This is a genomic window from Bradyrhizobium sp. UFLA05-125 (assembly GCF_059803515.1).
Genome location: NZ_JBANBJ010000001.1, coordinates 371,639 through 398,534, shown reverse-complemented (window position 1 = coordinate 398,534; position 26,896 = coordinate 371,639). Strand labels below are relative to the sequence as shown.

Annotated in this window: 18 protein-coding genes; 10 read left to right on the top strand and 8 right to left on the bottom strand. The window is 65.2% G+C overall.

Features of this window, described 5'->3' with window-relative positions; all coding sequences use genetic code 11:
• Window positions 1–144 precede the first annotated feature (144 nt).
• From SO156_RS01925 to SO156_RS01910, 4 genes are all read left to right on the top strand, one after another.
• Complete coding sequence (locus SO156_RS01925; protein WP_498533647.1) at window positions 145–1,332, top strand: pyridoxal phosphate-dependent aminotransferase; 1,188 nt, start codon at window positions 145–147, stop codon at window positions 1,330–1,332.
• Window positions 1,333–1,414: 82 nt separating this feature from the next.
• Entirely contained in the window at window positions 1,415–1,969 is a 555-nt protein-coding gene (locus tag SO156_RS01920; RefSeq protein ID WP_498533833.1) for a biotin transporter BioY, read from the top strand.
• 84 nt (window positions 1,970–2,053) lie between these two features.
• Window positions 2,054–3,391, top strand: coding sequence for a C4-dicarboxylate transporter DctA (gene dctA, locus SO156_RS01915; RefSeq protein ID WP_498533646.1), 1,338 nt, complete (start codon window positions 2,054–2,056; stop codon window positions 3,389–3,391).
• Between the two features lie 172 nt (window positions 3,392–3,563).
• Entirely contained in the window at window positions 3,564–5,648 is a 2,085-nt protein-coding gene (locus SO156_RS01910) for a tetratricopeptide repeat protein (protein WP_498533645.1), read from the top strand.
• Here the strand turns inward: SO156_RS01910 and SO156_RS01905 are convergent.
• Genes SO156_RS01905 through SO156_RS01895 form a run of 3 tightly spaced genes read right to left on the bottom strand, consistent with a single transcriptional unit; the run spans window position 5,645 to window position 9,671 of the window.
• Window positions 5,645–6,877 (bottom strand): NAD(P)/FAD-dependent oxidoreductase, encoded by a 1,233-nt coding sequence (locus tag SO156_RS01905; RefSeq protein ID WP_498533644.1) that lies wholly within the window; start codon window positions 6,875–6,877, stop codon window positions 5,645–5,647. The genes SO156_RS01910 and SO156_RS01905 overlap by 4 nt on opposite strands.
• A gap of 14 nt (window positions 6,878–6,891) precedes the next feature.
• The gene (locus SO156_RS01900; protein WP_498533643.1) at window positions 6,892–8,121 is read right to left on the bottom strand and encodes an MFS transporter; all 1,230 of its coding nucleotides are present in this window, start codon (window positions 8,119–8,121) and stop codon (window positions 6,892–6,894) included.
• Window positions 8,122–8,174: 53 nt separating this feature from the next.
• Window positions 8,175–9,671 carry an amidase gene (locus SO156_RS01895; RefSeq protein WP_498533642.1) on the bottom strand — a complete coding sequence of 499 codons (1,497 nt, stop codon included), beginning with the start codon at window positions 9,669–9,671 and terminating at the stop codon, window positions 8,175–8,177.
• Between the two features lie 210 nt (window positions 9,672–9,881).
• Here SO156_RS01895 and SO156_RS01890 point away from each other — a divergent pair, with 210 nt between their 5' ends.
• Window positions 9,882–10,565, top strand: a complete 684-nt coding sequence (locus tag SO156_RS01890) for a helix-turn-helix domain-containing protein (RefSeq protein ID WP_498533641.1) — start codon at window positions 9,882–9,884, stop codon at window positions 10,563–10,565.
• Window positions 10,566–10,629: 64 nt separating this feature from the next.
• Here SO156_RS01890 and SO156_RS01885 read toward each other — a convergent pair whose 3' ends face one another.
• Window positions 10,630–13,719: an Rne/Rng family ribonuclease gene (locus SO156_RS01885; RefSeq protein ID WP_498533640.1), complete on the bottom strand. Its 3,090-nt coding sequence runs from the start codon at window positions 13,717–13,719 to the stop codon at window positions 10,630–10,632.
• A gap of 720 nt (window positions 13,720–14,439) precedes the next feature.
• On the opposite strand from SO156_RS01885, the gene SO156_RS01880 reads away from it, so the two are divergent.
• From SO156_RS01880 to SO156_RS01860, 5 genes are all read left to right on the top strand, one after another.
• On the top strand, window positions 14,440–15,735 hold the full coding sequence (locus tag SO156_RS01880; RefSeq protein ID WP_498533639.1) for an N-acetylmuramoyl-L-alanine amidase: 1,296 nt from the start codon (window positions 14,440–14,442) through the stop codon (window positions 15,733–15,735).
• Between the two features lie 233 nt (window positions 15,736–15,968).
• On the top strand, window positions 15,969–18,467 hold the full coding sequence (locus tag SO156_RS01875) for a penicillin-binding protein 1A (RefSeq protein WP_458144781.1): 2,499 nt from the start codon (window positions 15,969–15,971) through the stop codon (window positions 18,465–18,467).
• Between the two features lie 107 nt (window positions 18,468–18,574).
• Window positions 18,575–19,706 (top strand): peptide chain release factor 2 gene (prfB, locus tag SO156_RS01870; protein ID WP_458144782.1). Its coding sequence is split into 2 segments (ribosomal slippage): window positions 18,575–18,643 and window positions 18,645–19,706, totalling 1,131 coding nucleotides; the frame shifts between segments, so codons are not numbered across the junction.
• Window positions 19,707–19,708: 2 nt separating this feature from the next.
• Window positions 19,709–20,581: an NAD(P)-dependent oxidoreductase gene (locus tag SO156_RS01865; RefSeq protein ID WP_458144783.1), complete on the top strand. Its 873-nt coding sequence runs from the start codon at window positions 19,709–19,711 to the stop codon at window positions 20,579–20,581.
• An 84-nt stretch (window positions 20,582–20,665) separates the two neighbouring features.
• Complete coding sequence (locus tag SO156_RS01860) at window positions 20,666–21,592, top strand: DMT family transporter (RefSeq protein WP_458144784.1); 927 nt, start codon at window positions 20,666–20,668, stop codon at window positions 21,590–21,592.
• Here the strand turns inward: SO156_RS01860 and SO156_RS01855 are convergent.
• The 4 genes from SO156_RS01855 to SO156_RS01840 are packed head-to-tail and all read right to left on the bottom strand — an operon-like array spanning window position 21,572 to window position 26,887.
• A complete protein-coding gene (locus SO156_RS01855; RefSeq protein ID WP_498533638.1) occupies window positions 21,572–22,816 on the bottom strand; it encodes an O-antigen ligase family protein in 1,245 nt (414 codons plus the stop codon). The genes SO156_RS01860 and SO156_RS01855 overlap by 21 nt on opposite strands.
• 9 nt (window positions 22,817–22,825) lie before the next feature.
• Window positions 22,826–24,211: a glycosyltransferase family 4 protein gene (locus SO156_RS01850; RefSeq protein WP_458144786.1), complete on the bottom strand. Its 1,386-nt coding sequence runs from the start codon at window positions 24,209–24,211 to the stop codon at window positions 22,826–22,828.
• Window positions 24,208–24,948, bottom strand: a complete 741-nt coding sequence (locus SO156_RS01845; RefSeq protein ID WP_458144787.1) for an ABC transporter ATP-binding protein — start codon at window positions 24,946–24,948, stop codon at window positions 24,208–24,210. Before SO156_RS01845 ends, SO156_RS01850 begins: the two co-directional genes overlap by 4 nt.
• 4 nt (window positions 24,949–24,952) lie before the next feature.
• Window positions 24,953–26,887 (bottom strand): glycosyltransferase, encoded by a 1,935-nt coding sequence (locus SO156_RS01840; protein WP_498533637.1) that lies wholly within the window; start codon window positions 26,885–26,887, stop codon window positions 24,953–24,955.
• Window positions 26,888–26,896 lie beyond the last annotated feature (9 nt).

Here is a 26,896-nt window from a genome sequence, read left to right as displayed (position 1 = left end):
TTCGTGATTGGTCTTGGTGATTGGCGTCGGACCGGATACGGGGTATGCCCTAATGAGCCGCACAATGCGGCCAGTCTGGGGCGCGGGCGCCCCGTTCCCGGTCCCCCAAGGGGTTCCGGACCGGAAGCGAAATAGCAGATATTGATGGCCGATGCGATATTGAGGAACCGGCTGGAGCCTTGGCTGACGCCATCCCGCCGCAGCGACGTTCCCCCCTTCATGGTGATGGACGTGATGGCGGCGGCCGCGCGAATCGAGGCGGCGGGCGGCCACGTCATCCATATGGAGGTCGGACAGCCTGCCGCGCCGGCCCCGAAGACCGCGATCGCCGCCGCCCACCAGGCGCTGGATAGCGCGCGAATCGATTATACCTCCGCGCTCGGTATCCCCAGCTTGCGCGAGCGGATCGCGCGCCATTATCGCGACGCCTATGGCTGTGCGGTGAGCCCCGAGCGGATCGTCGTCACCACGGGGTCTTCCGGCGGCTTCATCCTGGCCTTCCTGGCCATGTTCGAGCCGGGTGACCGCGTCGCGGTGACGGTGCCCGGCTATCCGCCATACCGGCATATCCTGACCGCGCTCGGCTGCGAGCCGGTGCCGATCGAGACCACCAGCGAGACCCGTCACGCCCTGACCGGCGAGGCGCTGCTGGCCGCCCATCGCAAGGCGCCGCTCAAGGGCGTGCTGGTCGCAAGTCCCGCCAATCCCACCGGGACCATGATGTCCAGGGAGGCGCTGTCCAGCCTGATCGCAGCAGCGGAGGGCGCCGGAATCCGCTTCATCTCGGACGAGATCTATCACGGCCTCGACTATGCTTTTCCCGCCGTCACTGCGGCGGCGCTGTCGGACCATGCGCTGATCATCAACTCGTTCTCGAAATATTTCTGCATGACCGGCTGGCGGGTCGGCTGGATGGTCGTGCCGGAAGTTCTGGTGCGGCCGGTCGAGCGGCTCCAGCAGAACCTGTCGATCTCGGTGCCGTCGCTGTCGCAGATCGCGGCTGAAGCAGCATTCGACGGCGCTGCCGAGATGGAAGAGATCAAGCACGGCTATCAGGAGAACCGCCGCATCCTGATCGAGGGGCTGCCGAAGGCGGGCCTGACCAAGTTCCTGCCCGCCGATGGCGCATTCTATCTCTATGCCGACGTGTCGGATTTCACCTCCGACAGCTTCGAGTTTGCCACGCAGATGCTGGAGCAGGCCCATGTCGCGGCAACGCCCGGCATCGATTTCGATCCCTTGCACGGCCGCTCCTTCATCCGCTTTTCCTATGCGAGATCGGCGGAGGAGATGCGGGAAGCAGTTGACCGGATCGCTCACTGGCTTAAATAGCCCGCCAGTTTTTGAGAGCCTTCCGGAGTTCAACGTGTCTGACAAAACGCCTGCCGTCGCCCCGCATTTTCCTCTCGCGGCCATCGTCTGGCCGGTCCAAAGCAGCGCGGGCGCGTTGCGCGCGGTCGTGCTGGTTGCGATTGGTACCGCTTTGATGGCGCTGTCAGCCAAGGTCAGCCTGCCGCTGCCCTATGTGCCGATGACGTTGCAGACGCTGGTCGTGCTGATGATTGGCGCCGGCTATGGCTGGCGCCTCGGTAGCGCAACCATGATCGCGTACCTCGCGGAAGGTGCGATGGGCCTGCCGGTGTTCGCAGGCCCTGTCGGCGGCCTCGCCCCGCTCATCGGCCCCACGGCCGGATATCTGTTTGGCTTCGTCGCGGCGGCCTTCGTCACGGGCTTTCTCGCCGAGCGGGGCTGGGATCGCAGCATGGCCTGGCTGTTCGCGGCCATGGCCATCGGTCACATCGTCATTTTGGCGGTCGGCTTCGCCTGGCTCGCTTTCGGCCTCGGGCTTGGCGTCGCAAAGGCCTGGCAGGTCGGCATCCTGCCGTTCATCGCGGCATCGCTGATCAAGAACGCGCTCGGAGCGACCTTGATGCCGGCTGCGCGCCGGGTCGTCGACCGCCGCCAATAAGCGGCCAACGGCCGAGCAGTTCCATTTGACTCGGCCCGCCAAGTTGATCTTGGCTAGAACCAAGGGAATTGAGGGGAGGGAGCCATGACGACGACAACGATGACTGCGGGCGCGCCGGCCGCAAAGGCCGCTGCCAAGCCGTGGTACAAGGTTCTCTATATCCAGGTGCTGATCGCCATCTTCCTGGGGGCCATCGTCGGCTGGCTGTGGCCCACGGTCGCGACCAACGACTGGATCAAGGCGATGGGCGACGGCTTCATCAAGCTGATCAAGATGGTGATCGCCCCGATCATCTTCTGCACCGTGGTCTCGGGCATCGCCCACATCCAGGACGCCAAGAAGGTCGGCCGCATCGGCGTCAAGGCGCTGGTCTATTTCGAGGTCGTCTCCACCTTTGCGCTCCTGATCGGCCTCATCGTCGGCAATCTGGTTCGTCCAGGCGCGGGTTTCGGCGGTGCGGCAGCGAACGCGCAGGCGGTTGCCAACTACGCCAAGCAGGCCGAGGGACAGAAGAGCGTCGACTTCATCCTGCACATCATTCCTGACACCGTGGTCGGCGCCTTCGCTCAAGGCGAGATCCTCCAGGTGCTGTTGTTCTCGGTGCTGTTCGGCTTCGCCATCATGGGCCTCGGCGAACGCGGTCATACCATCCGCGCCTTCATCGATGACGCTGCGCACGCGGTTTTCGGCGTCATCTCCATCGTGATGCGCGCGGCACCGATCGGTGCGTTCGGCGCGATGGCCTATACGATTGGCAAGTTCGGCACCGGCGCGATCCTCAACCTGATCGGGCTGATCGCCACGTTCTACGTTACCGCGGCGCTGTTTGTGTTGATCGTGCTCGGCACGATCGCGCGCTTTGCCGGCTTCTCGATCTTCAAGTTCCTCGCCTACATCAAGGACGAACTGCTGATCGTGCTCGGCACCTCGTCCTCGGAAAGTGCGCTGCCGTCCTTGATGGAGAAGCTGGAACGCCTCGGCTGCTCCAAGTCGGTGGTCGGCCTCGTGGTGCCCACCGGCTATTCGTTCAACCTCGACGGCACCAACATCTATATGACCCTGGCCACCCTGTTCATCGCGCAGGCGCTCGGCGTCGATCTCACCCTGGGCCAGCAGATCACCATCCTGGTGGTGGCGATGCTGACCTCGAAGGGTGCCTCCGGCATCACCGGAGCCGGCTTCATCACGCTTGCTGCGACGCTGGCGGTGGTCGACCCGCGGCTGGTGCCGGGTATGGCGATCGTGCTCGGCATCGACAAGTTCATGAGCGAGTGCCGCGCGCTGACCAATCTTTGCGGCAACGGCGTCGCCTGCGTGATCGTCGCCTGGTGGGAGGGTGAGCTCGACCGCGACAAGCTCAATGCGCGGCTGGGCCAGCAGATCGATCCGACCGACATGGAGACGGCGCTCACGACGGACTGAGCTGCAAGCTGGATCTGACAGCGCTTCGCGCGTTGTCAGGCCTCGAAGTGATAGGGCTGGTCGACATGGTCGATCAGCCCTTGCTGTTTTGCCAGGCATCAAAAGTGACGGAATCCGCGCGCTCGTCCGTTCAACCCCCATCGGGATTTCGGGGTGAAGGGTGGGTGGCAGCATGGGCCAGGCGGGGGTCGATCGGATTCTGTTGCGGGCGGTGGAGCATTACGAGGCGGGGCGACCGGATCATGCCGGGCTGTTGTGCGGGGAAGTCCTGAAGGCGCATCCCGACCATGTGCCGGCGCTGCATCTGTCCGCCGTGGTCGCTTTCGTGACCGATCGCGCGAGCGACGGGGCGAATCTGCTGAGCCGCGTGTTCAGCCTCGATCCTGACCACGCGCCGGCCCTCGTCACGCTGGGCGACGCACTTGCCGTAAAGGGTGAGCAGGACGGCGCAGTGGCGGCGTTTCAGCGCGCGCTTCTGCGGCGGCCGGGCGATGCAGGCCTCTGCAACAAGCTCGGCGTGGCGCTCGCAGAGCTGTCGCGCTTCGAGGAGGCGGAAGCTGCCTACCGGCGTGCCATCGCGATCGATCCGCACCTGACGCGTGCGAATTTCAACCTGGCCGTCGCGCTGGCGGGGCAGGGCCGTCTTGCCGAGGCCGAGCATGCCTATCGCGAGGTCATCACAAGGGATCCAGCACATCGCGGCGTCTGGCTCAATCTCGGCAATGTGCTTGCTGATCAGAAGAAGCTCGACGAGGCCGTGACCGCCTACCGCCGCGCGCTCGACGCAGACCCCGAGCATCCGGGTCTGCTCTGCAATCTCGGCGCTGCGCTCTATCGCAAGGGCGAGTTCGAGGAGGCGATCGTGCATTATCGCCACGCGACGCTGCTAGACCCTGACAATCTTGCGGCGATGCGGCTGCTCGGTCTCGTCCTGCACGAGGCCGGTCACCTGCATCAGGCGGCCGCGATCTATCAGCGGACGATCGCGCGCGATCCGGCGGATCACGTGATCATCAGCAATCTTGGCGCTTGCCTCTGCGAGCTCGGGCTTTTCGATGAGGCCATCGCAGCTTGCGAGCGCGCGCTGACACTGAAGACCGATCATGCGCCCGCCCATACCAATCTCGGGATCGTCTTCGAGAAGCAGGATCGTGTCGAAGCGGCCGTCGCCGCGCATCTCCGCGCCGTCGCCGCCGATCCGGCCTACGCCAAAGGCCATGCTAACCTCGCGGTGTCACTGCGCAATGCCGGCGAGATCGACGCCGCGCTGGCCGCCTCGCGACAGGCCATCGCGCTCGATCCGGAGCAGCCGCTCGCTCAATATAATCACGCGCATTTTTTGCTGATGAACGGCGACTTCGCCAGCGGCTTTGAAGCCTATCAATGGCGACGCAGGTGCAAGACCCTGTCCGACGGCGACCCGACCTTCAGCGAGCCAGAATGGCAGGGCGAGCCGCTTGACGGCCGCGCGCTTCTGCTGTTTGCCGAGTACGGGCTCGGCGATGCCCTGCAATTCGTGCGCTATCTGCCGATGGTGGCCGCACGGGGCGGCTCCATCATCCTCCAGGTCCAGCCGGCGCTGGCCTCGCTGCTGCGGACGATGGAGGGCGTCACCGTGATCGCGCGCGGCGAGCCGCTGCCGCCGTTCGACGTGCAACTGCCGCTGATGAGCCTGCCGCGCGTGTTCGGCACGAGGCTCGACACGATTCCGGCGAACGTGCCCTATCTCCATCCGGATCCGGCAAGACTGTCGCGATGGCGCGCCGCGCTCGATGGCGTAAGCGTACTGAAGGTCGGCGTGGTCTGGGCCGGCAATCCCAGGCACAAGGGCGACGCACAGCGCTCTCTGTCGGCGGAAGCGGTCTTGCCATGCCTGATCACACCAGGCGTGCAGCTCTACAGCCTTCAGAAGGAGCCACGCGAGGCTGACCTCCCGGTGCTCGCGGCGCTTGGCAATGACATCGTCGATCTCGCACCGGCGCTTGGCGATTTTTCCGATACCGCCGCGGCGGTCGCAGCGCTCGATCTCGTCATCGCGGTTGACACCTCGGTTGCGCATCTTGCCGGCGCGCTCGGCCGCCCGGTCTGGATGCTGCTGCCTTACGCGCTCGACTGGCGCTGGCTGCGCGAGCGCGAGGATAGCCCATGGTATCCGACCATGCGGCTGTTCCGGCAGCGTCGCCCGCGCGAATGGGACGATCCGCTGATGCGGATGTCGGCCGCGCTGGCGGTCCTCGCCGCGAAACGCGCTGGCTAGAAACGCTCTGGCCGGTATGGCGTGGGATCGATCGAAGGCGTCTCGCCGCTCATCATCTCAGCGAGCAGGCGGCCGGTGGCAGGGCCCAGCGTGAAGCCCTGGTGACCGTGGCCGAAGTTCATCCAGAGACCGCGATGGCGCGGTGCTGGCCCAAGCACGGGCAGCATGTCGGGCGTGCAAGGCCGCGTGCCGTACCACGGCTCGGGTTCGACGCGGCCGCCGAGATCGAGCAGCTCTCGCGCGGAAGCCTCTGCACTAGCGAGCTGAACAGGCGTTGCCGGCGCATCCGGCCCGGTCAGCTCGGCGCCAGTGGTGATGCGGATGCCCCTGGCCATCGGCCCCATGGCGTAGCCTCTTGCCGTATCGACCAGCGGGAGGTCGAGCGAAGCGCCGCCGCTATAGTGCATGTGGTAGCCGCGCTTGCGCACCAGCGGAATGCGATAGCCGAATTTTTGCAACAGATCGGGGGACCACGGTCCGAGCGTGACGACGACATTGGCCGCATCGATTGGCCCGTCGTCGGTTTGCACGGACCAGCCGGACGACGTCTGCTGCAGCGTCTGCGCATCGCCGAGAATGATATGACCGCCGAGGCGCTGGAACAGTTCGGCATAGCTCGCGACCAAGGCGCCGGGATCCGACACAGTCCACGGCTCCAGCCAATGAATGGCACCGGGCAGATCGTCGCGCAGGATCGGTTCGGCCTTTGCCAGCTCGCTACCGTTCAGGACACGAAACTTCACGCCGAAGTCGCGCTGGTTTTCCTCCGCGGTCTTGATTGCGAGCTCGAACTCGGCGGGATCGCGATGCAACAGCCGATAACCGGCGCGGCGGATAAGATTGTCGGCGTGGGCTTCGCGGATGAGGATATCGTGCTCTGATGTCGCATAGGCGATCAGGCGCGCCCATGCCTCGATCGCCTCGCGATGTCGCTTGGGCGCCGAATGCCACCAATAGCGGAGCAGAGGCTCGACGTGGCGGTGGAGGGACGTAAGGCTGTAGCGGACGTCGTTGGTGCGGCCGGTCGCGATCTTCAAGAGCGTCGCAAAGTCGCGCGGCATTGGATATGGCCGCACAGCTTCGGCTTGGATCATTCCGGCATTGCCGTAGCTGGTTTCGCGGCCCGGCTCCCTGCGATCGACGAGCGTCACCGACCAGCCACGCCGCTGCAGATGCAGCGCCGCGCTGACGCCGATCATGCCGCCGCCAAGGACGATTGCGCTTTGCATCGGCATGTTTCCCTTCAGGCCGGCCGCGGCGCGAGCTTGGGCTGCGCCGTGTTGATGGTCGCGGCGACGACGACCGACATCGCGGTCATCGCCACCAGGAAGCCGAAGGCCGCATCGAACGATCCGGTTCCGGTCACGATGAAGCCAATCGCCGCCGGCGCCACGAAACCTGCGCTCTGGCCGCCAAGATTGACCATGCCGACGCCCGATCCGATCTGGTCGTCGCGAAGCAGCTTTGTCGGAAGCGCAACCACCGAGGCCAGCACGAAGGATTTGAAGAAATAGACCAGCGACTGGTAGGTGATCAGCAGCGCGATCGTTTCCGCCCTGTACATGGCGTAGAGGAAGATGCCGGTCAACGCGGAGCTGCCGATCAGGAGCCATTTTTCGCGCTCGGCGAAGAACGTCGTCATTACCCAGCCGCCGATCGCGGTCGCGATCGTCGCCATCACGAACGGGATCGGCGCCACGATGCCGACGGTCTTGAGATCGAGTCCGCGCTGCTGGAGCAAATAGAGTGGCATCCAGGAATCCAGGCCCTTGTTGACGCAGCTGAGGCCGAACCACACCACCATCAACTGCCAGATCAGCGGGTTCTTCATCAACTCGCGCATCGGCGCGCGGTCCGCGGTCTTTGCCGTCGCCGTGCTCGCCTGGGCCGCGCCCAGGCGCCCCAGATGCGGGACGAAGAGGAAATAAACAAGTGCGAACACGAGGCCGGCGATGCCGATCGTGTTGAAGGCGTGGCGCCAGCCGAGCCAGAGGATCAGCGGCGCCATGATCAGCGGCGCGAGCATGCTGCCGGCATAGTTCGACGACAGCAGCAGCGCCGACATTTTCGGCCGGCTGTCCCTCTTGAAGAGCTCCGCAATGGCGCGGATGCTCGCCGGCGGGAAACCGCCCTCGGCGATGCCGAAGATGAAGCGGATCGCGATCAGCGATGTCAGCGACCAGGCAAGGCTCGTGAAGGCCGTGAACAGCGACCACATCACGATCGTGACGATCACCACATATTTCGAGCCGAAGCGGTCGGAGAGCCATCCGCCCGGCACCTGCATCGCGGCATAGCCGAGGAAGAACGCGCTGATGACGATGCCGAGATCGGCGGCCTGGAGATTGAAGTCCTTGCCGATTTGCGCCAGCGCCAGCGAGATCGCGGCGCGATCGATGTAGGAGATGCAGTAGGCGATGTAGAGCAGGACGAACGCGACGACCCCGGTTTTTCGCTGCGACAATTCAGTCATGCTCTTCTCCGCTTCGCCGGCGATCCGGTGGCGCTGTTAACTCTGCTGTGGGGTCATTCCCAGGTGAGGAAGCCTGGCGCGGCCGAGAGCGGCGCCGCCGCGGCGAGCCGCGCCAGATCGGGGATCGGGCGGCAGAGCTGCCGGTCGCTCGCAAACGCGGCCTCGATGCCTGCAGCAACCGAGAGGACGATGGCGTCACCGCCGCGCGGGCCCACGATCTGCAGGCCGAAGGGCATCCCCGCTTCATCGACACCGAGGGGCAGGCTGAGCGCGGGATGGCCTGGAAGCGTCACGGCATACGCGAGCGCGAGCCAGTGGAAGTAGGACTTGGTGGGCGCACCGTCGATCTCCGCCGGATAGAGCTCCGACCAGGGCCGCGGGCTCAGCGTGATGGTCGGACTGATCAGCACGTCGCAACTTTCGAAGAAGCTTTGATAGGCGTGATAAATCCGCGTCTGCGTCGTCGCCGCGCGCGCGTAGTCTTCGAGCGTGTAGCTCAGGCCTTCCTCGACATTGGCCCGCACATTGGGGCCAAGCATCTCTGGACGCTCCCTGTAGTTCTTGCCATGCATCGCGAGGAACAGGCCGGCGCGCAGCACTGCGAAGGCGTCGTCAGCGCCGGAGCAATCCGGCGTCGCCTCGCGGCAATCGGCGAACAGCGGCGCAAGCTTGCCGACGCGGTGGCGGAACACGCGGCGGATCGCCTGCTCGGTCGGGGCGAAGCCAAAGTCTTCGGTAAAGGCGACGCGCAGCTTGCCGAGCTCGGCGGGGTGCGCAGGTGTCCAGCGTTCGGCGCGTCCGCGCAATGGTTCGCCGGGCAGGGTGTAGGCGAGCGGATCACGCGCATCGTCGCTCGCCATCACCGACAGCATCAGCGCGGTGTCGGCGACGTTGCGCGCCATCGGGCCGTCGGTCGACAGGTTCGACCAGCCGAAGGCGCGCCTTTCGCTCGCCACGAGGCCGTAGGACGGGCGCATACCGACGATGCCGGCAAAGCCCGCCGGATTGCGCAGGGAGCCGCCGGTGTCGGAGCCCGAGGCAAGCGGGGCCATGCCGCAGGCGAGCGCCACCGCCGAGCCGCCAGACGAGCCGGCCGCCGATCGCATGGGATCGAAGGGATTGCCGGTCGCGCCGAACACCGGATTGCGCGTGTTGCCGCCCGCAGCCCATTCCGGCGTGTTGGTCTTGCCGAAGATGATCGCACCGGCCGCGCGCAGCCGCGCAACTGAAGCCTGGTCCGCCGCTGGAATGTGATCCCTGAACAACGGGCTGCCATAGGTCGTGCGTAGCCCGGCGGTGTCCTGGGTATCCTTGATGAGAACCGGGAGGCCATGCAGGGCACCACGATCCTCGCCGCGCAGAATGGCCGCCTCGGCTTCCTTGGCCGCCGCGCGCGCACCGGGCTCATCCAACGTCACGGTGGCGTTCACGGCGGGATTGGTTGTGGCGATCCGCGACAGGCAGGCGTCGAGCAGCTCGACAGGCGAGATAGCCCGCGCAGCCAGCAGGCGGCGCAGCTCGACGGCGCTGGAATCGCAAAGTCCGGACAATGCCAATCCCTTTCAAAATGTGAAAACGATTTAGCATATCGGAAAGTGTGGTCGGCGCACCAATTTTCGTCAGGACGGGCTGTTCCGTGCGCAAATGCTGGCAAAACTGCCTTTCAGACGGCCAAATGGAACTTTCTTGAACTTCAACCGAGCCTAAAAGTTTAGGCGGATCGGCCAACAATTTTTCCACTGCCGTGCTAGGCTTGCTGCATGAGCGAGATCACGACGCCCGAAGGTGCCAATTCCCAGCTCGGCCAATGCCTCAAGGCCGCCCGCCAGGCACGCGGCCTGACGCTCAAGCAGGTGGCGGAGCGAACGGGCATGGCGCTCTCGACCTTGTCCAAAGTCGAGAACGGCCTGATGTCGCTGACCTACGACAAGCTGTTGCAGCTCACCTCAGGCTTGAAGATGGAAATCGCCGAGCTGTTCAACCCGGCGACCCCCGTGCGTCCCGAGCACGACCGGCCGGTCACCGCCCGGCGCAGTATCAGCCGGGCCGGGCAGGGGCAGGTGATCACAACGAAGTTCTATACCTACACCTATCAATGCACCGACCTGATTGGCAAACGCATGGTGCCGATCCTGGCCGAGGTCCGCGCACGCTCGCTGGAGGAGTTCGGCCCGCTGCTGCGCCACGCCGGCGAGGAGTATTTTCTTGTGACGAGCGGCCGCGTCGCCGTCCACACCGAGTTCTATGCACCGGAGATCCTGCACGAGGGGGACGGCATCTACCTCGATAGCACCATGGGCCACGCCTACCTCAACGCCGGCGATACCACTGCCGCCAAGGGCGTGTGTCTCTGTACCAGCGAAGCGCCTGACCTCTACGACCAGCTTCGCCAGATCGCCTCCCGCGACGTGGCACCGCTCGACGACGAACTGCCCTCGTCGTAGCTACCGTTGACCCAAACGAAAAACGCCCGGCCAAGCCGGGCGTTTTTGTTGTCGAGCGCTCGGCTTATTCGCCGCCGCCGAAACGGCGGGACCACCAGCCGGCGCGACGCGGCTGCTGCGCCGGTGTTTCGACTACGGCCTCCGGCGCAGGCTCGGCTGCGGGAGCGGGGGGCGTAACCTCGGTGGGCGCTTGCGCGACCTCGGCATCCGGCTCGGGCTGGCTGCTGAAGAAGCTCACCTTTTCACGCACGGTCGAACGACGCCGCGCGGCCTTGTCGTTGTCGGAGGCGGACTCATCGGCGGTGTTGGCTGCCTCGGATTGAGCCGGAGCAGGTGCTGCGTCGGCCAGCTCCTCAGGCTGCAGTGCCGATGGTCGAACGATTGCTTCGGTCTGCGCGATCGACGGCGACGCGTCGGGCGTGAAGGCGTCGAAATCGGCGATCGCCTCCGTCGCTTCAGGCGGCGGATTGGCGCTCAGCTCGTCGTTGATCGAACCGGAGAGACCTTCCTCACCTCCGCCACGGCGGCGGCGACCGCCGCGACGTCCACGCCGGCGACGGCGCTCGCCGCCACCCTGCTCACCGCGGGCCTGGTCGAGCTGCTCATCGGTTTCTTCGCCTTCCTGCTCGACATAGGATTCCTCGTCGGACTCGCCTGCAGCCAGGGCCGGCTCGGGAGCGATCGGCGCGGTGTCCTCGCGAATCTCGCCCTCGCGCTGGCCGCCACGGCCGCGACGACGCCGACGGCGCCTGCGGCGCTGGCCGTCCTGCTCGGGCGCAGCATCACCTGCGGCCTGTTCCTCAGCGAGACCCTCGGTCTCGTCCGTCTCGACCTCGGATTCGGTCTCGAGATCGAAGCCGTCCTCATCGTCATAGGCTTCTTCAACCACTGGCGGCGGGCTTGCCGCGGCCTGCGCTGCGAGCAGCGCCTTGGCGGCTTCCAGCGTATGCACCTGCTCGCCGCGGTCGATCATATAGGCCTGCGGCCCACTGACGGACGGGTCGGCGATGACCGACAGCGTGACCTTGAAGCTGTTCTCGAGGTCGCGCAGATGGCCGCGCTTGTGGTTCAGCACATAGAGGGCGACGTCGGTGCGGGTGCGGACCACCAGATTATGGGTCGCGCCCTTCATCAAAATCTCTTCCAGCCCGCGCAGCAGCTGGAGCGCGACCGAGGAGACCGAGCGCACGTGACCGGTGCCGCCGCAATGCGGGCACGGATCGGTCGAGCTCTCGAGCACGCTGGCGCGGATGCGCTGGCGCGACATCTCCAACAGGCCGAAATGCGAGATGCGGCCGACCTGGATGCGCGCGCGGTCCTGCCGGAGGCAATCGGACAGCTTGCGCTCGACCGCGCGGTTGTTGCGCTTTTCGTCCATGTCGATGAAGTCGATGACGATCAGGCCGGCGAGGTCACGCAGGCGGAGCTGGCGCGCTACCTCTTCGGCCGCTTCCAGATTGGTCTTGAGCGCGGTGTCCTCGATATGGTGCTCGCGCGTCGAGCGGCCGGAGTTGACGTCGATCGAGACCAGCGCCTCGGTCTGGTTGATCACGACATAGCCGCCGGAGCGCAACTGCACGGTCGGCGAGAACATCGCATCGAGCTGGCTCTCGACGCCCATGCGCGAGAACAGCGGCTGGCCGTCGCGATACTGCCTCACCGCGCCGACATTGGCCGGCATCAGCATCTTCATGAAGTCGCGCGCTTCGCGGTAGCCGCTTTCGCCCGCGACCTGGATCTCGTCGATCTCCTTGTTGTAGAGGTCGCGCAGCGAGCGCTTGATCAGCGAGCCTTCCTCGTAGACGAGGGTCGGAGCCTGCGACTTCAGCGTCAGGTCGCGCACCGTCTCCCACATCCGGATCAAATATTCGAAGTCGCGCTTGATCTCGGGCTTGGTGCGGGAGGCACCGGCCGTGCGCAGGATGATGCCCATGCCTTCGGGCACATCAAGATCCTGCACCACTTCCTTCAGTCGCGAGCGGTCCTGGGCCGACGTGATCTTGCGGCTGATGCCGCCGCCGCGCGCGGTGTTCGGCATCAGTACGGCATAACGGCCGGCGAGCGACAGATAGGTCGTCAGCGCAGCGCCCTTGTTGCCGCGCTCTTCCTTGACGACCTGCACCAGCATCACCTGGCGGCGCTTGATGACTTCCTGGATCTTGTACTGGCGGCGCGGGCGGAAGGTGCGCTCCGGCACTTCCTCCAGCACGTCGTCGCCGCCGACCGATTCGACGACTTCCTCTTCGGCCTCTTCACCATCCTCGCCATCGTCGGCGTCGTCCTCGGCGGGAGCGCCGGGATGCGGCACTTCTGCGGTTTCAATGGCGGCGTACACGGCGTCGGCGGGTTCGATCGCGGCGGTCACGGCTTCCGCCAGCGCCTCGGCATGGAGTTCGGGCACCGGCGCTTCGGAGGCGGTGGTCTGCTGCGGTTCCGTGGCAAACTCGGTCGCGACCGCGGGGTCGGCTCCAACTGCCGCAATGGGCTCGAGGGCCTCGTCGGCATGATCGTGATGGTCGTGTTCATACTCATGCTCATGCTCACCATCATCATGATGGTGGTCATGGTCATGCGCGTGCTCATGATCATCGTGCCCAAGCTCATCATGATCGTGGTCATGAGCCTCGAACGCGTCGTGATGCTCCGCTTCGGCGTGCAGATGCTCGCCCTCATGCGCAGCGCCCTCGGCGTGCTGCTGCAGTATCTCGCCTTCGAACGGCTGGGCGGCGGGATCAGCGCCGGCCTCGAGGCCCTCGACGATGTCGCTCTGCACGCGCTCGCCATGGCCGCGACGACGGGCATTGCGGTGGCGCGAGCGGCGCCGGTTGTGGGAACGATTCTCGTTCTCCTCCTCGGCCTCGCGATGAGCCTGCTCCTCGGCCTCGATCAGCGCCTGCCGATCGGCAACCGGGATCTGATAGTAGTCGGGATGGATTTCGCTGAAGGCGAGGAAGCCGTGGCGGTTGCCGCCATATTCGACAAAGGCGGCCTGGAGGGACGGTTCGACCCGTGTGACCTTGGCGAGGTAGATATTGCCGCGCAGTTGCTTGCGTTGCGCGGTCTCGAAATCAAATTCTTCGACGCGATTGCCGCGGACCACGACGACCCGGGTCTCTTCCGGGTGGGTGGCATCGATCAACATCTTGTTGGGCATATTTTAACTCTTGGCGGCGGCGGGCGCGGTTCACCGTGGGCGCGATTAGCGCTGCCGGGTGACGCGACGGTCCACCTGATTCGGGGGTGAGGGGAAGGCCGAAACGCCCTCGCTCGTGCCGCGCAGAACCGGAAGCCGAGAGAACAACGCGGCGCGCGGAAGCTTCGCTCCGCAATGTCGCGAATTGTCTCTCAGTTTTGGTCGGCACAGTCTGGCGCATCAAGCGTCGGCCCGTATGAAACATTGGACGGCGAGCGCGCCGCCCCTTAATCAGTTGCCGCTGGCCAGGGTTTGGCGCGAATGCGCTCGCCCCTTGGGAACACCGCCGGTCCTTGGGATTAAGGAACCGGGTTACGGGCTACGCCGCCTGTCAAAGCCCGTCCCTGGAAATGGTGGTAACCTGGGACCGGCGCCACCGGAGCTTTGACCCGTCCAACCTCGCTGCCGCGCGCCGCGCTGGCCGTGAAGGAGGGGGGAAAACGCTGGAATCCTCAAACCTTGAGAGTTCCGGCGCTGCACCGGGAGGCTGAGAGCGACGCAACCGAAAATATTGGCCGTCAGCAATTCGTACATACGAGGAATGCGCCGTTGGTGCAAGGGAGCGTAAGGCGAGCGTCGCGCGCCGGTCACACTTGGCGAGATTTGGTCATTGCGTCATTAGGATTGGATTAACCCTCCGGTTCTATTGCGTTAGAAGAGCTGCTCGGAGGCACGGAATCGGTGGCGAGCCGCGCAAATCATCTGATTTTGCTGGGATGTGCGCTGCTGTGCGCCGCAGCATTGCCATGCTCTGATTCCAGGCCCGTCGCGGCCGCGGAAAGCCAGCCGCAAGCTGCCGTTTCGGCGTCGAATTTCCCGGTTGTCTCGGCGGCGCGCCTGGCCGGGGACATCAAGCAGACCCGCCTTGTTCTCGATCTCGATCAGACCATTACCTTCCGGGCTTTCACCCTGGCGGACCCGTACCGGGTGGTGGTCGATGTTCCCCAGATCAATTTCCAGCTTCCTGCGGGCACAGGGGCGGCCGGGCGCGGGCTCGTCAAGGCGTTCCGCTATGGCCTCGTGATGCCGGGCGGCTCGCGAATCGTGCTCGACCTTGCCGGCCCCGCCAAGATCGCCAATTCCTACGTGCTCGAGGCCGCCAACGGCCAGCCAGCCCGGCTGGTGCTGGAGCTGGAGGAGGTCGATCGCGCTGCTTTCGCGCAGTCGGTGGCGCCGGAAAGCCGGGCCGCTCTGCATCCGGCGACAACTGATCCTCCCCCGGCGACGGCGGCGCCGGAGCCGGCCCAACAAAAAGCCGCAGCGCCGACGGATGCGCGGCCCGTGGTGGTGATCGATCCCGGCCATGGCGGCATCGACAACGGCACCCAGTCGAGCGGCGAAGCCGAGAAGAACCTGGTGCTGGCCTTTGGGCTCGCGCTGCGCGACCGACTGGAGATGAGCGGCAAGTACCGAGTCGTCATGACCCGGGATGACGACACCTTCATTCCGCTCAACGACCGCGTCAAAGTCGCTCGTTCCATCAATGCCGCGCTGTTCGTCTCGATCCATGCCGACGCGCTGCCGCGTGCGGAGGGCGACGCCCAGGGCGCCACCATCTACACCCTGTCCGACAAGGCTTCCGACGCCCAGGCCGAGCGGCTGGCGGAAGCCGAAAACAAGGCGGACGCCATCGGCGGGGTCAATCTGTCCGACGAACCGGCCGAGGTCGCGGACATCCTGATCGACCTCGCTCAGCGGGAAACACGTACCTTTTCAAACCGTTTTGCCCGACTTTTGATGGGGGAGATGAAGACGACGGTGCGGATGCACAAGCATCCCCTGAAGTCGGCAGGCTTCCGGGTGCTGAAGGCGCCCGACGTGCCCTCAGTGCTGGTCGAACTGGGGTACGTGTCCAATAAGGGGGATCTCGAGCATCTGGTCTCCGAAAGCTGGCGTTCCCGGACCGTGACGTCGATGGCCCAGGCCATCGACGCCTTTTTGGCCAAGCGGCTCGCGACCGCCGGGCCCGCCAATTGATGAAAAGGGAGTTTTGGGTGTCCTCGCAAAGCCCTAGTTTGGCCACAGCGGGCGCTCTATAAAATCTGCGGATGAGGGGCAGGAATCGACAACCCCCTCGGCAAGCGTGTTAGGGCTACGGGCCCAGCGAAGCTCTTGAGTGGTGTAACCGGTACGCCGGTGAATTCTCGACTTGAGGAAGGCGCCCCTTGCCGGCGCCATAGTTGTTCAAGGTTTGAACGGATAAACAGATAATGCGCTTGCTGATACGGTTCATGGGCTTCCTGTTCGCCGCGGGAACCGTGGTCTTCCTGGTGGGCGTCGGGGCCGTGGCAGGCCTGATCTGGCATTTCTCCAAGGACTTGCCGGACTACTCTCAGCTTCAGGATTACGAACCGCCTGTGATGACCCGCGTGCACGCGGTCGACGGCTCGTTGGTTGGCGAATACGCCAAGGAGCGCCGGCTGTACTTGCCGATCCAGGCGGTGCCGAAGCTCGTGATCAACGCCTTCCTCGCCGCCGAGGACAAGAATTTCTACGAGCATGGCGGCATCGATTACACCGGCATGGCGCGCGCCGGACTGCTCTACTTGCAGAACTACGGCTCCAACCGTCGTCCGCAGGGCGCCTCCACGATCACCCAGCAGGTCGCCAAGAACTTCCTCCTGACCAACGAGGTGTCGTTCGCCCGCAAGATCAAGGAAGCCTTGCTGGCGATGCGGATCGAGAAGACCTACTCCAAGGACAAGATCCTCGAACTGTATCTGAACGAAATCTATCTGGGCCTCGGCGCTTACGGCATTGCCGCGGCCTCGCTCGTCTATTTCGACAAGTCGGTCAACGAGCTGACGGTCGCGGAAGCGGCCTATCTGGCGGCGCTGCCCAAGATGCCGGCGACGCTGCATCCGGTGCGCAACCGTGACCGCGCCATCGAGCGCCGCAATTACGTGATCGACCGCCTCCAGGAAAACGGCTGGATCAAGCAAGCCGACGCCGAGAAGGCGCGCAAGGAGCCGCTGGTCGTCACCAACCGCTCCAACGGCGCCCACACCTTCGCCGGCGAATATTTCGCCGAGGAGGTTCGCCGCGACATCTTCGAGCGCTATGGCGAGAAGAAGCTCTACGAGGGCGGTCTCTCGGTGCGCACGACGCTCGATCCGAAGATCCAGGTCATGGCCCGCAAGACCATGGTCACCGGCCTCGTGAACTATGACGAGCAACAGGGCTATCGCGGCGCAATCAGCAAGCTCGACATTTCCGGCGACTGGGGCGTCAAGCTCGCAGACATCAAGTCGCTCTCGGACATCTCGCCGTGGCGCATGGCCGTGGTGCTGGAGACCAGCGACCAGTCGGCGCGTCTCGGCTTCCAGCCCGCGCGCGAGCTCGGCGGCTCCGTCAGCAAGCAGCGCGAAACCGGCATCGTCACGCTCGACGGCGTACGATGGGCGAAGGCCGCCTCGGGCCCCGCGAAGGGCAAGACGCCGACCGCCGTGTCCCAGGTGCTCCAGCCGGGCGACGTGATCTATGCCGATCCGCTCTACACCAAGGAAGGGCAACCCGTCGAAGGTCAGTACCGGCTCCGCCAGATCCCCGAAGTGTCGGGCGCGATGGTGGCGATGGATCCCTGGACCGGCCGCGTGCTTGCAATGGTCGGCGGCTTCTCCTTCGATCAGAGCCAGTTCAACCGCGCCACGCAGGCCTATCGGCAGCCGGGCTCCTCGTTCAAGCCGATCGTCTACTCGGCCGCGCTGGACAACGGCTATACTCCGTCGACCGTGGTGCTCGACGCTCCGATCGAAATCGATCAGGGTCAGGGTTCCGGCGTATGGCGTCCGGAAAACTTTGATGCTGGCAAGTATATGGGGCCGATGACCTTGCGCAATGCGCTGCGGCTATCGCGGAACACGGTGACGGTGCGGCTTGCCCAAGACATCGGCATGCCCTTGATTGGCGAATATGCCAGGCGCTTCGGCGTCTATGACGAGTTGCCCAATTACCTATCCTACTCTTTGGGCGCCGGCGAAACCACGGCGATGCGGATGGTCACGGCCTATTCCATGATCGCCAATGGTGGTCGCCGCGTGAAGCCGACGCTGATCGATCGCATCCAGGACCGTTACGGTCATACCATTTTCAAGCACGACCAGCGTGAATGCCGCGGCTGTGATGCAGCCGGCGGATGGAAGAACCAGGCCGAGCCGCAGCTCATCGACCGCCGCGAGCAGGTGCTCGATGCCATGACCGCTTATCAGATCACTGAGCTGATGGAAGGCGTCGTCCAGGCTGGTACCGCGACCGTGGTCAAGGAGGTCGGCAAGCCGATCGCCGGCAAGACCGGTACCACCAACGAAGCCAAGGACGCTTGGTTCGTCGGGTTCTCGCCAGACGTCGCGGTTGCCATCTATATGGGGTATGACAAGCCGCGTCCGCTCGGCAGGGGCAATGCTGCGACTGGCGGCCATCTCTCGGCGCCGATTGCGCGCGACTTCTTCAAGCTCGCGCTGGCCGATAAGCCGGCGGTCCCGTTCAAGGTTCCGGCCGGCATCAAGCTGGTTCGTGTCGACTCCAAATCCGGCATGCGCGCCGCTCCGGGGCAGACGTCGGGAACCATCCTCGAAGCGTTTAAGCCCGGTACGGCGCCGCCGGATAACTACGCCGTCATTGGCGTCGCCGATGCCGATGGCCGGGCGCCGCAGCAGCCTCCGCCGGACTCCGGCTTCTTCATGCGCCCGGGCACCGGCGGGCTCTACTAGCGGATAATGCCAACGATCGATGTGGCGGGCGGTTGCGCTTTGCAGCCGTCGCCGCTACATCCCCATTTCAATTGTACGCGGACAATTCCGCGAGACCAGAGAACGACATGCGCGCCGAAATCGAACGGTTGGTAGAAGAGATCAAGCAGTCAGTCGGGCTGCTGAGGAGGCATCTTTGACGTCGAGAAATCGACGGCGCGCCTCGCGGAGCTGAACAAGCTCGCAGAAGATCCCAATCTCTGGAACGATCCGCAGAAAGCCCAGAAGCTGATGCAGGAGCGCACCTCGCTGGAGGATGCGCTGTCCGGTATTGGCAAGGTCGAGCAGCAGCTCGAAGACGACATCGGCATGATCGAGCTCGGCGAGGCCGAGGGCGATGAGGGCGTGGTCGCCGAGGCTGAGGCTGCGCTCAAGAACCTGAAAAAGGAAGTCGCACGGCGCGAGCTCGAGGCCCTGCTCTCGGGCGAGGCCGATCGTTTCGATTCCTATCTCGAAGTTCATGCCGGCGCCGGCGGCACCGAGAGCCAGGACTGGGCGCAGATGCTGCTGCGCATGTACACGCGCTGGGCCGAAACGCATGGCTTCAAGGTCGAATACCTCGAAGAGTCCGAGGGCGAAGAGGCCGGCATCAAGTCCGCCACCATCCAGGTCTCGGGCCACAATGCCTATGGCTGGCTCAAGACCGAGGCCGGCGTGCACCGGCTGGTGCGCATCTCGCCGTTCGACTCCAACGCGCGGCGGCACACCTCGTTCTCGAGCGTGCAGGTGTTTCCCGTCATCGACGACAGCATCAAGATCGACATCAAGGAATCCGACGTCCGCACGGACACCATGCGGTCGGGCGGTGCCGGCGGCCAGCACGTCAACAAGACCGAATCCGCGGTGCGGCTGACGCATATCCCGACAGGTGTCGCGGTGGTCTGCCAGGCCGGCCGCTCCCAGCACAAGAACCGCGCCCAGGCCTGGGACATGCTGCGCGCGCGGCTCTACGAGATCGAGCTGAAGAAGCGCGAGGAGAAGGCCGCGGCAGACCAGGCCGCCAAGACCGATATCGGCTGGGGCCACCAGATCCGTTCCTATGTGCTCCAGCCCTACCAGATGGTGAAGGATCTGCGCACGGGCGTGCAGACCTCCGATACCTCGGGCGTGCTCGGCGGCGATCTCGATGAGTTCATGGCTGCAACGCTCGCCCAGCGTGCCTTCGGCACCACGAGCGGCGAAATCGAGGACGTCGACTAGCCATGCCCCGCATCGCCTTCATCGGATTGGGGCGGATGGGTCACGGCATGGCCGGCCGCTATCTCGATGCCGGCTTCACCGTGTCGGTCTGGAATCGCAGCAAGGCCAAGGCGGAAGACCTGATCGCGCGTGGCGCGCGCTGGGCGACCTCGCCCGAGGACGCCGCGATCGATGCAGATGCCGTGGTGACCATGGTCGCCGACGATGAAGCGTCGCGCAGCGTATGGCTTGGTCTCAACGGCGCGGCGAAGACGGCGAAGGCCGGCACGATCGCGATCGAATGCTCCACGGTCTCGTATAATCACGCGCGCGAGATGGCGCGCGAATTGAAGGGGCGGGGGCTCATCTATATCGACTGCCCCGTGACTGGCCTGCCCGACGCGGCAGCGGCGGGAAAGCTGACGCTGCTGGTCGGTGCCGACAGCGCCGATCTCGAGCGCGCCCGGCCGTTCCTCGAGCCGATCGGCTCGACCATCCGCCATTTTGGCGCGGTAGGATCGGGCACGGTCTACAAGCTCATCAACAATCTCATGGGCGCGATCCAGATCGCAGGGCTGGCCGAAGGTCTTGCGATCGCCGAGCAGGCCGGTCTCGACATGAAGCTGGTGCTGGAGTCGATCCAGGCCGGCGTCGCCGCAAGCCCGCAGGTACAGCGCCATTCCAAGCGCATGGTCGCCCGCGATTTCTCCGGCGCGACCTTCACGGCCGCGCTGCGTCACAAGGATGCGGACTACGCGGTCAAGCTCGCCGAAAGCCTGCTTGCCGACAAGCCGCTCGTTGGCCGCGCTGCCGTGGAAGCCTATGCGCGCGCAAAGGCCGTGATGCCCGATGATGACGAGGGCAAGATGATCGAGATCGTGTCGCGGCCGAAATAGGCCCGCTCGTCGCAATCGGAAATCGGGTGGCAATGGCTGTGGTTTCGGGGTAGGCGGTCGGTTCGATCGCCAAAGCGAGACACGATGATTGCCAACGACAACCGGATCGACACCCGAGACTGGTCGCTGCTCTGCGCGCTCTCGATCCTCTGGGGCGGCTCGTTCTTCTTCAATGGCGCGGCGCTGCGGGAGCTGCCGCCATTCACGCTCGTATTCCTGCGGGTCATGATCGGCGCGGCCGTGCTGCTGCCGTTGCTGCGACTCTACAAGATCGGGTTTCCGAGGGGCACCTCCGGTTGGAGACCGTTCTTCGCGATCGGGCTGCTCAACAACGTTGTCCCATTCTCGCTGATCGTGGTCGGCCAGACCTTCATTCCGAGCGGGCTGGCGTCGATCCTGAATGCAACGACGCCGCTGTTCACCGTGATCGTGATGGCGATTGCGGGCGAAGAGACGTTGCAGATGCGGCGCGTGGCCGGCGTCGCCTTGGGGCTCGTCGGCGTGATCATCCTGAGAGGCTGGGGCGTCGAGGCGAGGGCGGGGCAGGGGGTCGGCATTTTGCTCTGCCTCGGCGGTGCCTTCAGCTACGGCCTCGCGGCACTGGCGGCACGTCGATTGTTAAAAGACTCGCCTCCGCTCGGGACGGCAACCTTTCAATTGATGGCTTCGACGGTGATGATGGCAATCGTCGCCGGCGCAATCGAACAGCCATGGCGACATCCCATGCCGGGTGCAACGACTTGGCTTGCGGTGCTCGGCCTCGCAGGTTTGTCGACGGCGCTTGCCTATATCGTCTTCTTCCAGATCCTGCGACGTTCGGGCGCGACCAACGTCATGCTGGTCACGTTGCTCATTCCCGTGACTGCCATTCTTCTTGGCTGGCTCGTGTTGGACGAGCCGGTCTCGCTGCGCGAGATAGCGGGGGCGCTTGTCATCGGCAGCGCGCTGCTCGTGATCGATGGGCGCGTACTGGTCGTGTGGCGCCGCTGTTCAGCGGCGTTCGGCCTTTAGCGTCATGCCGCCGGCGACGCCGACGCCGAGCACGTAGATCCAGCCTGCGTGAAAGTCGAACAGATGCGAGTTCAACAGTGAGCTCGTCACGTTCTGCACGACGACGACGAGCCCGATCCAGGCCGCGAGGCTATCTCCTGTGAACAGCGACAGATGGACCAGCCACATCGCATAGAGCAGGACGACTCCGAGCAATCCCCATTGCACGGCGACGTTGAGGGTCTGGTTGTGGGGATTGTTGACCACCTCGGCCTCGAGGCCGGCCTGTCCCACCGCGGCGCGCTCGAATTGCCGCTTGATCGAGCCGGTGCCGTGGCCGAGCAGGGGCGCCTCTGCAAAGGAAGCGATCGCCTTGCGCCAATAGGTAAGCCGCTGTGCGGTGGAGGCGTGGCTGATATCTTCGTGTCCATGCTGGTATTCGACGGCAACGTCCGTGATCCGCTGACGCAGGTACGACGACGTCGTCCAGGCGAGGAGGCTCGCCGCGACGGCGGCGGCCAGCAGCAACAGGGCGGCGTGCCGGCCCAAATGCCGCCAGGCGAACAAGGCCAGCAACACGGGCATGCAGAGCAGCGCAGTGCGGGCAGAGGCGACGAACAGCATGTTGGTGACGAACAGCAGGATCAGCGCGAGGCAGCCAGACGCCGCGGCCAGCCGCCGCTCACGCCAGAGCGTCAGCGTCGGCAGCGCAAGCGCAAAGGCGCACAGGGTGAATTCCTGGCTCTGGTCGATGTAGTTCTTGACCGGCACGCCGGCGGATGCGGTCGCCGTCAGCTTCCACTCGGGGTGGAACAGCACGATCCAGGAGAAGATCGCGAGCAGAGCGCACGAGGCGAGGAAGGCGGCGAAGACCCACGCGCCGCGCTCCGAACGCCGGATGTGATAAAGCAGCGGCGGAATGATGATGAGCTTTGCGACCGGCTTGATCGCGTGCAGCCGGTCGGCCCAGGCGGCGTCCGACCAGAGCAGGCCTGCGAGAGCAAGGCCCAGAAATGCGAAGGGCAAGGCGAAGGCCAGTTGCCTCAGGCATCGCGCATAGTCCCGCCAATCGATGGTCGGCGTGAGGACGAGCAGCCATAGGCCGACGAAGATCGACGGCAATGAGGTCGACCACGGCAGCGAGGCCGCGATCATCGCGGCAAGCAGGTCGGCACTGCAGATCAGCCTCGCGGTGCTGCACGAGGGCGCAAGCGTGCCGCGCGCGTCGGCGGCTTCAACGCTCATTACGGTGGCCTATTGCGCGGCCATCATGCTTTCGGCGGGCCGATACTGGCCGAGGAAATCGCGGGCCTGGGTCTCGTATCCGAAGCGCTCGGCAAGCTCACGACGACGGTCCCTGATATCGCGGCGGCATTCCTCCTGTCGCGCGATGACGCGCGTGACGGAGGCGCGGATCGACTCGGCGGAGAACGGATCGAAATAATCGGCAAGCTCACCCGCAACCTCGCGGAACACCGCGATGTCGGAGCAGAGCACCGGCGTGTTCGCCGCGAGCGCCTCGATGATCGGCACGCCGAACCCTTCGGCGAAGCTCGGCATGATCAGGCCGTGCGCTTCGGCGATCAGGGTGGCCTTCTCGTGCTCGTCGACATAGCCGGCAAAGCGGATGTTGGGTGGCAGGTTGCGCATCTGCGAGGCACGGCCGGCATAGCCGATCACAACGAGGTCGGCTTGCGGCATGCCGCGGAAGGCGCGGATAACGGTGGCGACGTTCTTGCGCGGCTCGTTGGAGACGATGACCACGAAGCTCGGCCGCCCCGGACGCCCCGTCGGGGCTGGCAGTTGCAGGACATCCGGGGCGTCGAACTGCGTGCGGGGGTAGACGACCCTCGCAGGCAGATGGGCAAATTGCGGCAACAGCTCCCTGAACCGCATCATGCTGTAGTTGGAGACGAAGGCGAGCTCGTCGGCCTGGCGCAGGCTCGTCAGCAGGCGCGACAGGAACAGGCGCGTTGCGACGTCGCTGAGCTTGAGATCGGTGAGCGGCAAGAGGTCGTGGACGACGCAGATGACCTTGGCGCCGGGCTTGCGCTTGATCGCCACGCGGGTCGGCGTATCGACGAGGATGACGTCGTAGTCGCGGGCATCGATCCGCGGTGGCGGCAGCAGGAAGAGGGCCGAGGAGTCCTGGTAGCTGTAGAAGCCGGCTTCGAGCTGGAAGTCGCGGAACAGTTCGAGATGACGCAGATCCGGTGGAATGTATTCGAGCGCGGCGCTCTTGTTCTCGATCAGCCGCGCGCTCATCCCGCGCAGGCCGATCGCCCGCAGGAAACAGAGGGCGTATTCCAACGACGTCGCCATGTCGATCCGGTGCCGGATCCAACCGAGCAGGCGACGCAGGCCGCCGTGGCTGCGCATCATCGGCTCGCTCATGTTGACCGAGTCCAGGTAACGGTACAGGGCCAGGAGCTCGATGTTGCGCGATTGCCGCGGAAACAGCCCGGTGCGCCGTTCGCGAGCCCGCAGCTTGCGGTAGCGGCGCGTTGTCTCGACGAGCAGGGTCAGCTCGTGGCCGTCGGCCTCGAGCGAGCGGATCAATTCGCGGGAGAAGTGGAAGATGCCGCGTTTGTGGTTGGGCTCGCCGAGCGCCTCCGAGACGACCAGAATGCTCTTCTTCATGCGCGTATCTCGCGGAGCTCGAATGGATGTGCGGCGGGCGGCTCGACGGCGACCGTCGAGGCGACGTGTCCGTGATCGAGGTTGATGATGGTGGAGCAGGTGCGACGCAGCAGCGGCTGGTCGTGGGAGGCAATGATCACGATCGCGGCCTGCGAGACCAGCTTGAGCAGCCGGGCCTGCGCCTTGGCCGAGAAATTCTCGTCGACGACGCTGAGCCACTCGTCGAGCAGCAGGATGTCGGCCGGGAACGCGGTCGCGGTCGCAAACAGCACGCGCATCAGCATGCCCGAGGAGAACATGCGCAGCGGCAGCCGCTGCATCCGCTCCTCGAGCTCGGTAAAGGCCCAGATCTCGTCGATGATCGCACGCGTCGGCTTGCGGCCGGAGATGCGCAGCAGGAGCGCGATATTGTCCTCCGCCACGAAGTCGAGATTGACGCCGGCATTGAGACCGAGCAGGGGCACGATGTTGCCCTTGATTGCGACGCTGCCGCTGCTGGGCGGATAGACGCCGGCAATAAGGCGGAGCAGCGTCGATTTGCCCGAGCCGTTCGGCCCGGCAAGACCGATGCGTGCGCCGGCTTCGGCCTCGATCGTGATGTTGTCGACGGCGCGGATGATCCGCATCCCGCCTTCCTCGCGGATGAGATGCCCGAGCAGGCGGCGCTTGAGCGAGTAGTCGTAGGCGCCGTAGAGGGGATAATCGAGACTGACGTTACGCAGGCTGATCGAGGCCATGATGCTAGATCCAGAAGGCCGCTTTGCGCAGGTGGACGAGCGTCAGCCAGCTTGCGAGCGCGAGCACGGCAAGGCACGCCAGCACGTAGACGATGCTGAGAGTGTCGACATGGCCACCCATCAAAGGCTCGCGCCAGACCGCGAACAGGTGTGTCAGCGGATTGAGCCGCATGATGGTCGAGCGATGATTGATCATCTCCGATGACCAGATCACGGGTGAGGACAGGAAGCCGAGCATCAGCGAGGATTCGATGATCGGCTTGAGGTCGCGATACCGCGTCGCCATGGCGCCGAGCACCAGGCTCAGTGCGAAGGTGCAGGCGATGAAGAGCAGAAGCCCCGGCAGGGCGGCCAGAGCGTGGGAGATATCGCGCGGGGTCAGCACGAGCCAGAGGATCAGCGGCACGCAGGCATTGTGGAGCGCGAATAGCGCCTGGCGGAAGGTGCATTGCAGGAGGAAGATCACCGGTGGCAATGCGCGGTCGCGGATCAGGCCCGCCGAGCCCTGTAGCGCCGTGGTGGCATCGAGCACGACGCTGTTGAGGAAAGTCCAGGCCGTCATCGACAGCGCGAGCATGGGCAGCCGGGCCAGCACCCCGGCGTTGGACATCTGGCCGATCACCGAACCCAGCACCGCGACCACGATCGCCATCTGGAGCGACATCCAGAACGGGCCGAGCAGCGAGCGCACGTAGCGATGGCGCATGTCGGACCAGGCCAGCGCGCCTGCGATCCGGACCACATCGTGCCAACCCGGCGTGGGGGAAGCGACGGCGGCGGAGCGGCTTGTGCTCGCGCCCGAGGCCTGAGCCAATGCCTGGGTGTACACCGTCTCCATGCCGTTCTTGAAGGCCATGGCGGAGTAGCGCGTCGCCGCGCGCGTCCGTGCGGCAAGGCCCATGCGACGGCGGCGTTCGGGATCGCGGATCAGGGTGTCGATGGCTTCGCCAAGCGCGACGGCATCGCCGGGCGGTACGGTGATCGCCTCGATGCCGTCACGGGCAACATGCGGCACGGCCGTGTCCAGCGCCGTGTTGACGACGGGCCGGCCTGCCGCCATCGCCTCGAGCTGGACGAGCCCAAAGGTCTCGGCGCTGGTCGCCGACGGCATCACGAACACGTCGGCGATGCACATCAGCTTGATGCGCTCGCAATCGGGCACGGAGCCGAGCAGGCGGACGCGCTCGCGAACGCCGAGCTCGTCGATCAGCTCCTCGAGCCGCACGCGCTCGACGCCTTCGCCGATGATCCAGACCTCGAAGTCGTGGTTTGCCGCAGCGCGGATCAGCACCTCAAATCCCTTGTAGGGAACGAGCCGCCCGCAGGCGAGCACGAGCCGTCCGCGATCGTTGACGTGCTCGGGATCGATTCGCGGCCAGTCGTATTTCGTGGTGTCGATGCCGAACGGCACGACGTGGCACTTGTCGGCGAATTCCCGCAGCAGCGGCGTAGTGTCGACCAGCACGCGGTCGGAGATGATGATGGCGGCGGCCTGACGCAGGGTCCGTCGCATCAACGGCTCGACGAACCAGCGCAGGCCAGCATGGGTGACGATGTCGGCATGCCAATGCACGACCAGCGGCCGCTTGCGAGCGAAGCCGAACGCGAAGACGAGGTCGGCAAGCGGGAAGGGGGCGTGCAGCGCCAGCAGGTCGTGCTGCCCGATCTTGCGCCACAGGCGCCAGGGATAAGTCGGCGCGGCCGGCAGCGAGAGCACGTCGCCGAATGACCGCACGCGCTCCACGGCGACGTCATTGACGACGATATCGCGGCGTTCTTCGGCAGATTTCGAACAGACCAGCACAGCGGAGGTGAAGGCGTCCTTCACGCTCGCGCAGATGTCGCGGATCACCGTGAGCGTGCCGCCGAACAGGTCGGGGTAGTAGACCTTGAAGATATGGAGGACCGACGGGCGGGTGTGGTGGCTGACAGGGGCCATGTTGTTCGT

Excerpts from the sequence above, each read along its gene's own strand:
- SO156_RS01925 (WP_498533647.1), top strand. The coding sequence starts at position 145 with ATGGCCGATGCGATATTGAGGAACCGGCTGGAGCCTTGGCTGACGCCA.
- dctA (WP_498533646.1), top strand. The coding sequence starts at position 2,054 with ATGACGACGACAACGATGACTGCGGGCGCGCCGGCCGCAAAGGCCGCT.
- SO156_RS01910 (WP_498533645.1), top strand. The coding sequence starts at position 3,564 with ATGGGCCAGGCGGGGGTCGATCGGATTCTGTTGCGGGCGGTGGAGCAT.
- SO156_RS01905 (WP_498533644.1), bottom strand. The coding sequence starts at position 6,877 with ATGCAAAGCGCAATCGTCCTTGGCGGCGGCATGATCGGCGTCAGCGCG.
- SO156_RS01900 (WP_498533643.1), bottom strand. The coding sequence starts at position 8,121 with ATGACTGAATTGTCGCAGCGAAAAACCGGGGTCGTCGCGTTCGTCCTG.
- SO156_RS01890 (WP_498533641.1), top strand. The coding sequence starts at position 9,882 with ATGAGCGAGATCACGACGCCCGAAGGTGCCAATTCCCAGCTCGGCCAA.
- SO156_RS01885 (WP_498533640.1), bottom strand. The coding sequence starts at position 13,719 with ATGCCCAACAAGATGTTGATCGATGCCACCCACCCGGAAGAGACCCGG.
- SO156_RS01875 (WP_458144781.1), top strand. The coding sequence starts at position 15,969 with ATGCGCTTGCTGATACGGTTCATGGGCTTCCTGTTCGCCGCGGGAACC.
- SO156_RS01865 (WP_458144783.1), top strand. The coding sequence starts at position 19,709 with ATGCCCCGCATCGCCTTCATCGGATTGGGGCGGATGGGTCACGGCATG.
- SO156_RS01860 (WP_458144784.1), top strand. The coding sequence starts at position 20,666 with ATGATTGCCAACGACAACCGGATCGACACCCGAGACTGGTCGCTGCTC.
- SO156_RS01855 (WP_498533638.1), bottom strand. The coding sequence starts at position 22,816 with ATGAGCGTTGAAGCCGCCGACGCGCGCGGCACGCTTGCGCCCTCGTGC.
- SO156_RS01850 (WP_458144786.1), bottom strand. The coding sequence starts at position 24,211 with ATGAAGAAGAGCATTCTGGTCGTCTCGGAGGCGCTCGGCGAGCCCAAC.
- SO156_RS01845 (WP_458144787.1), bottom strand. The coding sequence starts at position 24,948 with ATGGCCTCGATCAGCCTGCGTAACGTCAGTCTCGATTATCCCCTCTAC.
- SO156_RS01840 (WP_498533637.1), bottom strand. The coding sequence starts at position 26,887 with ATGGCCCCTGTCAGCCACCACACCCGCCCGTCGGTCCTCCATATCTTC.